Raw genomic sequence first — 11715 nt, 5'->3', positions numbered from 1 at the left:
GGCGCCCGCCTCAGTGCCGGTATCGCTCGGCCAGGGCCATGAGGGCCTGGGCGAGTTCGGTGAGGTTGGCGGAGGCGGCCTCGACCTGCCGCGTGCCGGCAGCGGTCTGCTGGCTGGCCTGGCGGATGTTCTGCAACGCCCCCATCACCTGCTCGATGCCCAGCTGCTGCTGGTTGGTCGAGGCCACGATCTGCTGGAACGTCTGCACGTTCTCCTCCACCCGCGCGGTGATCTCCTCGATCGTGCGCTGCGTCGTGTCCGAGCGCGTCTTGCCGGCCGCCGCGCGCTTGACCGCCTCCTCGGTCAGCATCACCGACGTGTTGATGCCCCGCTGGATCTCGCCCAGGATCCCCCGCACCTGACCGGTCGCCGCCTTCGCCTGGTCGGCCAGGAGCTTCATCTCCGAGGCCACCACCGCGAAGCTGCGCCCGCTCTCCCCGGCCGCGGCCGCCTCGATGGCGGCGTTGAGCGCCAGCAGGTGCGTGCGCTCCGAGATGTCGTTGACCGTCTCGATGATGTCGCCGATCGTCTGGGTCTTCTCCGACAGGCTGACGATGTTGCCGGCCACCGCCTCCGCCTGCTCGCGGATCGCGTCCATGGCCTTGGCGGTGTCGGAGACCGCGCGCAGGCCCTGGCGCGAGGTCTGGGCGGTCGCCTGCGCGGTGGCGATCACCTCGGTGGCGCGCTTGGAGATCTGCGCGCCCGAGTGGGTGATCTCGTCCACCGTGGCGGCGGTCTCCTGCACGGCCGCGAACTGCTGCTCGACCGAGGCCGCCTGCTCCTGCGCCGAGGCGCGGATCTCGGCCGCGGCCGCGTTCAGGTCCGCCGTCGCCGCCCGGTTCGTCCGCGCCAGGTCCGACAGACCCGCGACCATCGTGTTCAGCGTCGTACTCAGACGGCCGATCTCGTCGCGGCCGCCCGCCGCGAGCTGGCCGGACAGGTCGCCCTCGCCGACGCGGGCGACGAAGGCCATGACCGTCTCGAGGGGCCGCACCACCGCGCGGCTGATCAGCCACGTGATCAGGATCGCCAGCAGCACCGCGGCCGCCAGGGTCAGGTAGATCGAGAGGCGCGAGCGCTCGTAGACCTCCTGCGCGGCGCGCTGGCCCAGCGCCATGCCGCCGTCGAGCTGGGACCGGAGGTTCTTGATCCCCTCGAGGAAGGGCGCCTGCAGGCGGCCGATCTCCGCGTTGCGGGCCTCGACCGCCGCGACGTCCTGCTGGGCGATGGCGGCGAACTGCGCCTCGCCCTGCGCCTTGACCTCGCGGAACGAGCCCTGGACCGCGGTCGCCGCCGCGGCGATGCGGTCCCAGGCCGCGACGCGCTCGGCGGACACGACCTGCGTCCGGTACTGGGTGGCGAGCTGGATCGTCGTGGCGAGCCGGTTCTCGACCTGGGCCGCGGTCTGGCGCCAGGTCGCCAGGGTGTCGCCGGCCTGGGTCGGGCGCCCCTGGGCCCGCATCAGCATGGCGATCACGGCGGTGCGGCGCAGGAGGCCGAGGTCGCGCGCCTCGTTCCCGAGATCGTCGAGCTGGCGCAGGATCGTCATGTCCCGCCGGACGATCGCGTCGGTCGTGTCGCGCACCGCGCCGATCTGCTCCAGGGCGTAGAGCCCGAGCGCCACCACCACCACCGTGATGGCGAAGAAGCCGAGAAGGATGCGTTTTCCGATCGAGAGCGACACGGGCGGGGATGGCTCCGGTTGGGGCAGGCGGCCCGGTCAGGGCAGCGCGCGGCGCAGGAGGCGGGGGAGGTCGATGACGACGAAGTCGGGACGGCCGTCGCCCGCCGCCCCGGAGCCGGGGGCATAGACCGAGGCGGCCTCGTTGCCCAAGCGATCGGGATCGATCGCCTCCGCGGCGGCCGCGCCGGAGGCCCGGGCGATGCCCAGGACCCGGTCCACCGCGAGGGCCAGCGGCTGGGCGTGGACGCCGCGCAGCACGATCAGGTGGCCGGCCGCCGCCTCGGCGTCGGACGCGGCATCCGGTCGGCCGAGGGCCCTGGCGAGGCTGAGAACGCCGACGATCCGACCGGACAGGGCGATGAGGCCGTCCAGCGCCGGCACCGCCCCGGGCATCGGCGTGGCGGGGCGCGACGGCAGGACTTGGGCGACGGCCGCCAGCGGCACGCCGTAGCGCTCGCCGCCGCAGGCGCAGACGAGATGATCGACGCCCGAATCGGTCGCGACCGCGACGGCACCGCGCCGGGCAAGGGCGGCGGCGCGCTCCGCGCGCAGGTCCCGCTCCGGCCGCGTCCGTCGACGGCCGTCCTGTGCACTCGGGCGTGCCCCCATCAGGACCTCCTGCTGCCGGCGGCGCCGAGCGCGGCGCGGGCCGCGGCCGCGCTGGCCGCGATCTCGCCCGCGGAGGCGCCGTCACCCTCGGGCAGCGCCGTGTCCGGCCCGAGGGCTTGACTCAAGGCGACGGCGTTGTCGAGGGCGCGGACCGCCTCGTGCGGCCGTCGCAGCGCGATCAGCAGCAGGCCGAGGTGGTAGTGGGCCATCACGAAACCGCGGTCGAGGTAGAGCGCGGCCCGCAGCGCCCGCTCGGCCTCGGCGTCGCGTCCGAGGGTGCGGGCCAGAAGGCCCTCGTAGAAGCGCAGGGCCGTGTCGGTCGGGTCGCGGTCGAGGGCGACCCGCAGGGCCCGCCAGGCCGCGCCGGTCTCGCCGGAATCGGCGAGCGCGCGGATCCGGTCGAGATCGACGGCGTCGTCCTCTTCCGGCCGGTCATCCCGGGTCTCGGGCGCGGCGGGAAGCGGCGCGGCCCCGGGTGCGGCGTCCGGGTTCGGGGCGGGAACGGCCGCGGTGTCGGCTCCTGCGGCCCCGGACTGGCCGGGGCCGGGATCCGGCGCGGGCGCCGCCGCCACCTGGCGGGCCGGAGGAGCGGGATCCGGCGCCGGCATGCCGGGCGGGCCGGCCGGCGGTGCCTCCGCGCGCGGGCGATAGGCCACGGTCCCGGGCAGGCTGACCGCGTCGAGGAAGCTCGCGAAGGCGGGGCTCGGCTCGGCGTGGCCGAGGAGCAGCCACCCCTCCGGCCGCAGCCTGCGGCCGAGACCGCGCACCACCGCGGCGACCGTCCGGGCATCGAAGTAGATCAGCACGTTCCGGCAGAGGATCAGGTCGAAGGGCTCGCCCTGCGGCGGCCCCGGCTCGACGAGGGTCAGCAGGTTGCCGCGCTCGAACCGGACCGAACCGCGGTATTCCGGACGGAGGGCGTAGCCGCCCTCGCGCCGGATGCCCGGCGCGACCGGCAGCCGGGTGAAGTAGCGGAGCCGGTCCTCGGGCGGCATGGTCCGGAGGGCCCAGCGGCCGTACTCGGCGGCGCGGGCCGTGGCGAGTGCCTCGACGCTGATGTCTGTGCCGAGGATCGCGACCCGCCAGTCGGGCAGGGCGTCGCCGAGCAGTTCGTGCACCAGGATCGCCAGGGAATAGGGCTCGGCCCCGGTGGAGCAGCCCGCGCTCCAGATCCGGAGGACGCGCTCGGACGCCCGCGCGGCGATCAGTGCCGGGAGGATCGTCGCGCGCAGCGCGTTGAACTGCTCGGCGTAGCGGAAGAAGAACGTCTCGCCGACGGTGATCTCGGCCTCCAGCCGGGCCCATTCCGCCTCGCCCTCCGCCCCGCTCGACAGGAGGGCCGCGTAGGCGGCGCAGTCGGCCACGGCGGCGGCGCGGAACCGGCGGTGCAGCCGCTCGATCAGCAGCTCGTCCTTGTCGGTGTAGTAGTGGTGGCCGGTGCGCGCGATGATCCGCGCCTTGAGCGGCGCGTAGGCGGCATCGACACCCAGGTCGGGACGGGGATTCCCCGGACGGGCCATCGTGCGGTCAGACGGCGTGCGGCAGCGCGGCCAGACGTTCAGCGGCGGCCCGCGCCAGGGCGTCGACGCGGACCCGTTCCTGCACGGTCAGGAGGCGCTCCGGCGCCAGCGCGTGGACGAGGCGCTCGCCGAGGACCAGCTCGGCGGCGACGCAGCCGTTGAGCGTGTCGGCCGCCTCGGCCTGCCGGATCGCGGAATCCGGGACGATCGTGAGGTCGGCCGCGCGATCGACGAGATACGCGACGGTGGCGCCCTGCATCAGCACGAGATGGGCGTAGAGACCGGGCGTCGCGAAGGCCGGGCGCAGGCCGAGCAGGGCCGCGAGGTCGACCACGGGGACCGGCGTGCCGCCGAGATTGAGGAAGCCGGTGAGCCAGCCGCCGGAAGCGGGCGGCGCGTGCAGGTCCGGGAGCGGCAGGATCTCGGCCACCGCGCCGCGGGGCAGGGCGCAGGCCGTGCCGGCGACATCCAGCAGGAGATAGGCCGAACCGCTGCTGGCCACCGCCACCCGCTCCCTGTTGCTCGGTCGCGGCCGGGCCGGGACGGGTCGCGACATAGGCCGAGTTAACGCTGCCGGCAATTGTGCGCCGCACGGGCGCGATGACGCGGAACCAAGTCTCGTCTGAGCCGCTTATTTTCCGACGCAGCGGCAACGCGCCTGACGAGGCGCGGTGCTTTGCCTGCGCCGGTCTACGCCAGGGATTGACGATGAGGAAACTTCTGTTGGCCGCCGCGTCGCTGACGCTCCTCGCGGGCTCCGCCTACGCCCAGGGTAACTCACCCTACAACGCCTCTGGCGCTCAGGCCGGCGGCCCGCGCGGCGGCCTGGAGCGCGCCGGCGAGGCGGCCGCGATGGAGCAGGGTGCCGCTCCGGCCGCGCGTCCGACGATGCGCAAGCGCATGAAGCACAAGCGCATTAAGCATCATCGCCGGATGCGCCACCACATGTGAGTGGCAGGCACCGGGGCGCGCCGCAGGCGGCGTCGCCCGGGTGGCTCGGCCTGTCGCACCCGCGGCAGGCCTTTTTCGTGCCTGCTCCCGGGCGAAGCGGCGGCCGTGCGCGCCTCTGAAGCATAATGCAGTCCGGCTGCCGGTTGCGGGACGACGCGGCGCGGTCCAAGCTCGCGCGAAAGCCGCGGCGGTCGGGAATGTTCGCAAACGAACATCGCTCGGTCATCAGTACAGCGGCGCGGTGGCCTCACGGAAGGCGAGGGAGCATCGATGTCACGACCGATCGACCGGAGATCCGACGACAGGATCGAGGCGACCGGTGTCGAGGGGCGGCGCAGCGCCATCGTCGCCTCGGTTCGCCAGCGCGGCTTCGTGACGATCGAGGCCCTGGCGGCGCAGTTCGGCGTCACCGTCCAGACCATCCGCCGCGACCTCAACGAGCTGAGCGCCGAGGGGCGGCTGGAACGCTACCGCGGCGGCGGCGGCCTGCCATCCAGCGTCGAGAACATCGACTACGCCGACCGGCGGGTGACCCTGCTGCCGGAGAAGAGCCGGATCGGCCGCCTCGCGGCGAGCCGCATCCCGTCGCACTGCTCGGTCTTCATCAACATCGGCACGACGCCGGAGGCCGTCGCCCGCGAGCTGACCCGGCACGACGACCTCAGCATCATCACCAACAACCTCAACGTGGCGATCTCCCTGGCCGAGACGACCGAGTTCCGCATCGTCGTGGCGGGCGGGACCGTGCGGAACCGCGACGGCGCGGTGCTGGGGCAGCTCACCTGCGACACGCTCAGCCAGTTCCGGGTCGACGTGGCGGTGATCGGCATCAGCGGCATCGACGGCGACGGGGCGCTCCTCGACTACGATTACGAGGAGGTGCGGGCGACGCAGACGATCCTGGCCCATGCCCGGAAGACCTTCCTGGTGGCGGACCACACCAAGTTCACCCGCCGTCCGATGGTCCAGGTCGGCCGCCTGGAGCAGGTCGACACCTTCTTCACGGACCGGCCGCCGCCGGCCGAGATCGTCGCGCTCATGGAGCGGCAGGGCGTGACCCTGGCGGTCGCCGACAACGTGGCCGAACCCTAACGAACATCGATTTTTTCGCTTGCGAACGCCGAGGCCCGCGTCAATATAGTGCCGAACCGCCACCAAGGCGGCCCCGGAGGAACCATGGCGGCAGCACCGCGCCAGCGCGAGCCGTCCGACGCCTACGATCTCCTAATCATCGGCGGCGGCATCAACGGCACGGGCATCGCCCGGGACGCGGCCGGCCGGGGTCTGTCCGTCCTGCTGGCCGAGCGCGGGGACTTGGCCGGCTTCACCTCCTCGTCCTCGACGAAGCTGATCCACGGCGGACTGCGCTACCTCGAGTATTACGAGTTCCGCCTCGTGCGGGAGGCGCTCGCCGAGCGCGAGCGGCTGCTGCGGCTCGCCCCGCACGTGATCTGGCCCCTGCGCTTCGTCCTGCCCCACGACGAGGGCCTGCGGCCGGCCTGGATGCTGCGGCTCGGCCTGTTCCTCTACGACCACCTCGCCCGGCTGCGGACGCTGCCCGGCTCCGAGGGCGTCGACCTGCGCAGCTCCGCCTACGGCGCGCCGCTGCAGGAGCGGCTGACGCGCGGCTTCGTCTATTCCGATTGCTGGGTCGAGGACAGCCGTCTCGTCGTGCTCAACGCCATGGACGCCCGCGAGCGCGGCGCCACGGTGCTCACCCGCACCGGCGTGGTCTCGGCCCGGCGCGAGGGTGACGGCTGGGTCGCGACCCTGCGGGACGAGCGCGGCGGGACCGAGCGGACGATCCACGCGAAGGCCGTCGTCAACGCCGCCGGCCCCTGGGTCAGCGAGACGCTCGGCGGCGCGCTCGGCATCAACAGCCGCGCGGCGGTGCGGCTGATCAAGGGCAGCCACATCGTGGTCAAGCGCCTGTTCGCGGGCGATCAGGCCTACATCCTGCAGCAGCCCGACAAGCGCATCATCTTCGCGATCCCGTACGAGCGCGACTTCACGCTGATCGGCACCACCGACGTGCCCTACGAGGGCGAGCCCGGCCCGGTCTCGATCTCCGAGAGCGAGACCGACTACCTCTGCGGCTGCATCAACCGCTCCTTCGACACCACGATCACCCCGGCCGACGTGGTCTGGAGCTACTCGGGCGTGCGCCCGCTCTACGACGACGCGGCGGAGAACGCGTCGGCCGTGACCCGCGACTACGTCCTCGACGTGGAGGACCAGGGCGGGACGGCGGCGGTGCTGTCGGTCTTCGGCGGCAAGATCACGACCTACCGGCGGCTCGCCGAGCACGCGCTCGAGAAGCTGAAGCCCTACTTCCCGCACCTCAAGAAGGCGTGGACCGGCGACGCGGTCCTGCCCGGCGGTGCCATGAAGGACGCCGATTTCGACCAGTTCCTCGCCAAGCTGAGGGCCGAGACGCCGTTCCTGCCGGAGGAGACCGCCCGCCGCCTCGCGCGCGCCTACGGCACCCGGGCCCGGGACATCGTCGGGACGGCGCAGTCCATGGCGGATCTCGGCGAAGCCTTCGACGGCGGCCTCACGGCGGCCGAGGTCGACTACCTGCGCACCGAGGAGTGGGCGGTGATCGCCGACGACATCCTGTGGCGGCGCTCCAAGCTCGGCCTGCGCACCGGCGCCGAGAGCGCCGCGCGCCTCACCGCCTACCTCGACCGCAGGGCCGAGGCCGCCTGACGTTTTCGAACCCGATCCGGCGGCAGACCGGTCGGGCCTGATAGGGGAGGGAACGATGAGCCGTTACGTCGGGGCCATCGACCAGGGCACAACCAGCAGCCGCTTCATCGTGTTCGACCGGGAGGGCAGCGTCATCGCGCTCGCCCAGGCCGAGCACGCGCAGATCTACCCGGCCCCCGGCCATGTCGAGCACGACGCCACGGAGATCTGGACGAAGACGCAGGGCGTGATGCGCGAGGCGCTCGAGAAGGGCGGGCTCCAGCCCTCCGATCTCGCGGCGGTCGGCATCACCAACCAGCGCGAGACCACGCTGATCTGGGACCGGACGACCGGCAAGCCCCTGCACAACGCCCTGGTCTGGCAGGACACCCGCAACGACCGGCTGGTGGGCGAGTTCGCCCGCGACGGCGGCCGCGACCGGTTCCGCGACCTCACCGGGCTGCCGCTGGCGAGCTATTTCTCGGGTCTCAAGCTCCGCTGGCTGCTCGACCACGTCGAGGGCGCCCGCGAGAAGGCCGAGGCCGGCGACGTGCTGTTCGGCAACATCGACACGTGGCTCGTCTGGAACCTGACCGGCGGCACCGCGGGCGGCCTCCACGTCACCGACGTGACCAACGCCAGCCGCACGCAGCTCATGTCGCTGAAGACCCTCGACTGGGACGACGGCATGCTGACGACCTTCGGCATCCCGCGGGCGATGCTGCCGAAGATCGTCTCGTCGAGCGAGGTCTACGGCGAGACCAGGGCGCCGTTCGCGGGCGTGCCGATCGCCGGCATCCTGGGCGACCAGCAGGCAGCGCTGTTCGGCCAGACCTGCTTCAGCCCCGGCGAGGCCAAGAACACCTACGGCACCGGCTGCTTCGCGCTGATGAACACCGGCGAGGAGCCGGTCCCGTCGAAGGCCGGCCTCGTCACCACGCTGGCCTACCGCCTCGACGGCCAGAAGCCGGCCTACGCGCTGGAGGGCTCGATCGCCATCACCGGCGCCCTGGTGCAGTGGCTGCGCGACAACCTGCACATGATCAAGGATTCCGCCGAGGTCGAGACGCTCGCCACGACGGTCGAGGACAACGGCGGCGTCTACTTCGTGCCGGCCTTCTCGGGCCTCTACGCGCCGCACTGGAACGAGGGCGCCCGCGGCCTGATCATCGGCCTGACCCGCTACGTCAACCGCGGCCACATCGCCCGCTCGGTGCTGGAGGCGACCGCCTTCCAGACCCGCGAGGTGCTGCAGGCCATGGCCAAGGATTCCGGCATCCCCGTTAAGGAGCTGCGGGCCGACGGCGGCATGGTCGCCAACACCACGCTCATGCAGTTCCAGTCCGACCTGCTCGACGTGCCGGTGGTGCGCCCGAAGGTGGCCGAGACGACCGCGCTCGGCGCCGCCTACGCGGCCGGTCTGGCGGTCGGCTACTGGAAGGGCCTCGACGACCTCAAGCGCAACTGGGGCGTCGACAAGCGCTGGACGCCGAAGATGGATGCCGGGCAGCGCGAGAAGATCGCCGCCGCCTGGAGCCGGGCGGTGCAGCGCTCCTTCGACTGGAAGACCGACGAGGATTGAGCGGAGGACCGTCGGGTCCGCCCGCGCGGCGTGCGGGCCCGGGCCCGTCCTGGCCCGTTCGATCCCATCCGCGCCCGCATCCTGAGGTGACCGCGAGGCGGCCCTCGAAGGCGGGGTCCAGCCGGCCGCGCGATCCCCGAAGGCCGCCTTCGAGGCCCCCGCCGCACGCCGGCACCTCAGGATGAGGCAGGCGGATAGGATCCGCACAAGCATCGGTGACCGCCTCCGGCGATCACACGCTCGCACAAGCTTTCAGCGCTCACAAAAAAGCAGCGAACGGGGGAGACGACACCATGACATCACCCTTCCTGGGCGAATTCCTGGGCACCATGACCTTGATCGTGCTCGGCGACGGCGTCGTGGCCGGCGCCCTGCTCAAGCATTCCAAGGGCGAGAATGCCGGCTGGATCGCCATCACGGCGGGCTGGGCCTTCGCGGTCCTCGCGGGCGTCTTCGTGGCCAACGCCACCGGCAGCGCCGACGCCCACATCAACCCGGCCGTCACCGTGGCGGGCGCGGTCAGCTCCGGCGATTTCAGCAAGATCCCCGTCTACATCCCGGCCCAGATGCTCGGCGCCTTCGTGGGCGCCGTGATCGTCTGGCTCCACTACCTGCCGCACTGGGGCGCGACCCAGGATCCCGGCCTCAAGCTCGCCTGCTTCTGCACCGGCCCGGCGATCCGGGACGCGAAGGCCAACTGGCTCTCCGAGATCATCGCGACCTTCTTCCTGATCCTGACGATCTCCGCCCTCGTGACCACCACGCTGGGCACGGCCGGCGCGATCCCGCGGGCCGTCGCGCCCTACATGGTCGGCATGCTGGTCTGGGGCATCGGCCTGTCCCTCGGCGGGACCACCGGCTACGCCATCAACCCGGCCCGCGACCTCGGGCCGCGCGTGGCCCACGCGGTGCTGCCGATCGCCGGCAAGGGCAGCTCCGACTGGGGCTACGCGCTGATCCCGGTGGCCGCGCCCCTGGTCGGGGCGGTGCTGGCCGGGCTGTTCGTCCGGGCCCTCGGGATCTGACGGAACGGCCGCACCCTCAACCGCCGCGGGGCGGCCCGGCGTCGCGGCGGTTTGCGGCGCGCGGCCTTGGGCCTTAAGTCAGGGCGATCCCGACCGCGCCCCTGGGGCGCTTCCCCGCGGTGTGCCCCCGACCCATGGCCGTCGTCCTCGACACCCTGAAGAACGATCCGCGGCCGGTCCGCCTGCGCCACCCCGAGAAGGCGCACCGGCCCGACCAGCCCGTCCAGGCCAAGAAGCCGGACTGGATCCGCGTGAAGGCGCCCGGCTCCAGGGCCTGGTCCGAGACGCAGAAGATCGTGCGCGAGCACGGGCTCGTCACGGTCTGCGAGGAGGCGGGCTGCCCGAATATCGGCGAGTGCTGGGAGAAGCGGCACGCCACCTTCATGATCATGGGCGACACCTGCACGCGGGCCTGCGCCTTCTGCAACGTGCGCACCGGCCTGCCCGACGCCCTCGACCTGGGCGAGCCGGACAAGATCGCCGATTCGGTGGCCAAGCTCGGCCTGCACCACGTGGTGATCACCTCGGTGGACCGGGACGACCTGAAGGACGGCGGCGCCCAGCACTTCGCCCGCACCATCGCGGCCATCCGGCGGGCGAGTCCCGGCACGACGGTCGAGATTCTGACGCCCGATTTCCTGCGCAAGGACGGGGCCCTCGAGGTCGTGGTCGCCGCCAAGCCCGACGTGTTCAACCACAACCTGGAGACCGTGCCGGCCAAGTACCTCACGGTGCGGCCCGGGGCCCGCTACTTCCACTCGGTGCGGCTGCTGCAGCGGGTGAAGGAGCTCGACCCGACGATCTTCACCAAGTCCGGCATCATGGTCGGGCTCGGCGAGGAGCGGAACGAGGTGCTCCAGCTCATGGACGACCTGCGCTCGGCCGACGTCGACTTCCTGACGATCGGCCAGTACCTGCAGCCGTCGAAGAAGCACCACGAGGTCGTGCGCTTCGTCCCCCCCGACGAGTTCAAGGCCTACGAGACCACCGCCTACGCCAAGGGCTTCCTGCTGGTCTCGGCCACGCCGCTCACGCGCTCGTCGCACCATGCGGGCGAGGATTTCGCGCGTTTGCAGACGGCGCGTCTGGCCAAACTGTCGCCCGCGCTCTCGGCCTGAGGATATCCGAAGACCATGCCGTCCTTCCGGGTCACCCGCGCGGTGAAGCACACGCCGCAGCAGATGTACGACCTCGTCGCCGACGTGGAGCGCTATCCCGAGTTCCTGCCGCTCTGCGAATCCCTGCGGGTGATCCGCCGGCAGGACATGCCCGAGGGCGGGCAAGTCCTGATCGCCGAGATGGGCGTGGGCTACAAGGCGATCCGCGAGCGCTTCACCACCCGCGTCACCCTCGATCCGGCGAACCTCAAGATCGTCGCCGAGTACATCGACGGCCCGTTCCGGCACCTGGAGAACCGCTGGCTGTTCAAGGACAGTCCCGACGGCGGCTGCAACGTCGACTTCTTCATCACCTACGAGTTCAAGAGCCGCACCCTGGGGCTCCTCATGGGCACGATGTTCGACCGCGCCTTCCGCAAGTTCACCGATGCCTTCGAGGGCCGGGCGAACCGGATGTACGGGGCGCGGGCGTAGCCGCGTCATCGCGACCGCAGCGAGGCGACCCAGGGAAGCGGGACGCCTCCGAATGTGTCGTTGC

General features: G+C 72.1%; 11 protein-coding genes. 7 read left to right on the top strand and 4 right to left on the bottom strand.

Annotation, left to right across the window (positions count from 1 at the left end; all coding sequences use genetic code 11):
* Positions 1–10 precede the first annotated feature (10 nt).
* Genes LOK46_RS11815 through LOK46_RS11800 form a run of 4 tightly spaced genes read right to left on the bottom strand, consistent with a single transcriptional unit; the run spans position 11 to position 4315 of the window.
* Complete coding sequence (locus LOK46_RS11815; protein WP_273563951.1) at positions 11–1684, bottom strand: methyl-accepting chemotaxis protein; 1674 nt, start codon at positions 1682–1684, stop codon at positions 11–13.
* 36 nt (positions 1685–1720) lie between these two features.
* Positions 1721–2293, bottom strand: a complete 573-nt coding sequence (locus tag LOK46_RS11810) for a chemotaxis protein CheW (protein WP_273563950.1) — start codon at positions 2291–2293, stop codon at positions 1721–1723.
* Positions 2293–3813 carry a CheR family methyltransferase gene (locus tag LOK46_RS11805; protein ID WP_273563949.1) on the bottom strand — a complete coding sequence of 507 codons (1521 nt, stop codon included), beginning with the start codon at positions 3811–3813 and terminating at the stop codon, positions 2293–2295. Before LOK46_RS11805 ends, LOK46_RS11810 begins: the two co-directional genes overlap by 1 nt.
* Positions 3814–3820: 7 nt before the next feature.
* Positions 3821–4315, bottom strand: a complete 495-nt coding sequence (locus LOK46_RS11800; RefSeq protein WP_273563948.1) for a chemotaxis protein CheW — start codon at positions 4313–4315, stop codon at positions 3821–3823.
* A 206-nt stretch (positions 4316–4521) separates the two neighbouring features.
* Between LOK46_RS11800 and LOK46_RS11795 the strand changes: the two genes are divergently transcribed.
* From LOK46_RS11795 to LOK46_RS11765, 7 genes are all read left to right on the top strand, one after another.
* On the top strand, positions 4522–4764 hold the full coding sequence (locus LOK46_RS11795) for a hypothetical protein (RefSeq protein WP_273563947.1): 243 nt from the start codon (positions 4522–4524) through the stop codon (positions 4762–4764).
* Positions 4765–5034: 270 nt separating this feature from the next.
* Entirely contained in the window at positions 5035–5856 is an 822-nt protein-coding gene (locus LOK46_RS11790) for a DeoR/GlpR family DNA-binding transcription regulator (RefSeq protein ID WP_273563946.1), read from the top strand.
* An 84-nt stretch (positions 5857–5940) separates the two neighbouring features.
* On the top strand, positions 5941–7473 hold the full coding sequence (gene glpD, locus LOK46_RS11785; protein WP_273563945.1) for a glycerol-3-phosphate dehydrogenase: 1533 nt from the start codon (positions 5941–5943) through the stop codon (positions 7471–7473).
* A 55-nt stretch (positions 7474–7528) separates the two neighbouring features.
* On the top strand, positions 7529–9034 hold the full coding sequence (gene glpK / locus LOK46_RS11780; protein WP_273563944.1) for a glycerol kinase GlpK: 1506 nt from the start codon (positions 7529–7531) through the stop codon (positions 9032–9034).
* A gap of 293 nt (positions 9035–9327) precedes the next feature.
* Positions 9328–10059, top strand: coding sequence for an MIP/aquaporin family protein (locus tag LOK46_RS11775; RefSeq protein ID WP_273563943.1), 732 nt, complete (start codon positions 9328–9330; stop codon positions 10057–10059).
* Positions 10060–10193: 134 nt separating this feature from the next.
* Positions 10194–11177 (top strand): lipoyl synthase, encoded by a 984-nt coding sequence (gene lipA / locus LOK46_RS11770; protein WP_273563942.1) that lies wholly within the window; start codon positions 10194–10196, stop codon positions 11175–11177.
* 15 nt (positions 11178–11192) lie between these two features.
* Positions 11193–11651, top strand: coding sequence for a type II toxin-antitoxin system RatA family toxin (locus LOK46_RS11765; protein WP_273563941.1), 459 nt, complete (start codon positions 11193–11195; stop codon positions 11649–11651).
* Positions 11652–11715 lie beyond the last annotated feature (64 nt).

Source organism: Methylobacterium sp. NMS14P, assembly GCF_028583545.1.
Taxonomy (GTDB): domain Bacteria; phylum Pseudomonadota; class Alphaproteobacteria; order Rhizobiales; family Beijerinckiaceae; genus Methylobacterium.
Note: the sequence above shows the minus strand (reverse complement) of the source record. Positions and strands in the feature narration are given on the sequence as shown.

Bases quoted from the DNA above. Each gene is read 5' to 3' on its own strand.
- LOK46_RS11810 (WP_273563950.1), bottom strand. From the start codon at position 2,293: ATGGGGGCACGCCCGAGTGCACAGGACGGCCGTCGACGGACGCGGCCG.
- glpK (WP_273563944.1), top strand. From the start codon at position 7,529: ATGAGCCGTTACGTCGGGGCCATCGACCAGGGCACAACCAGCAGCCGC.
- LOK46_RS11805 (WP_273563949.1), bottom strand. From the start codon at position 3,813: ATGGCCCGTCCGGGGAATCCCCGTCCCGACCTGGGTGTCGATGCCGCC.
- lipA (WP_273563942.1), top strand. From the start codon at position 10,194: ATGGCCGTCGTCCTCGACACCCTGAAGAACGATCCGCGGCCGGTCCGC.
- LOK46_RS11790 (WP_273563946.1), top strand. From the start codon at position 5,035: ATGTCACGACCGATCGACCGGAGATCCGACGACAGGATCGAGGCGACC.
- LOK46_RS11775 (WP_273563943.1), top strand. From the start codon at position 9,328: ATGACATCACCCTTCCTGGGCGAATTCCTGGGCACCATGACCTTGATC.
- glpD (WP_273563945.1), top strand. From the start codon at position 5,941: ATGGCGGCAGCACCGCGCCAGCGCGAGCCGTCCGACGCCTACGATCTC.
- LOK46_RS11765 (WP_273563941.1), top strand. From the start codon at position 11,193: ATGCCGTCCTTCCGGGTCACCCGCGCGGTGAAGCACACGCCGCAGCAG.
- LOK46_RS11795 (WP_273563947.1), top strand. From the start codon at position 4,522: ATGAGGAAACTTCTGTTGGCCGCCGCGTCGCTGACGCTCCTCGCGGGC.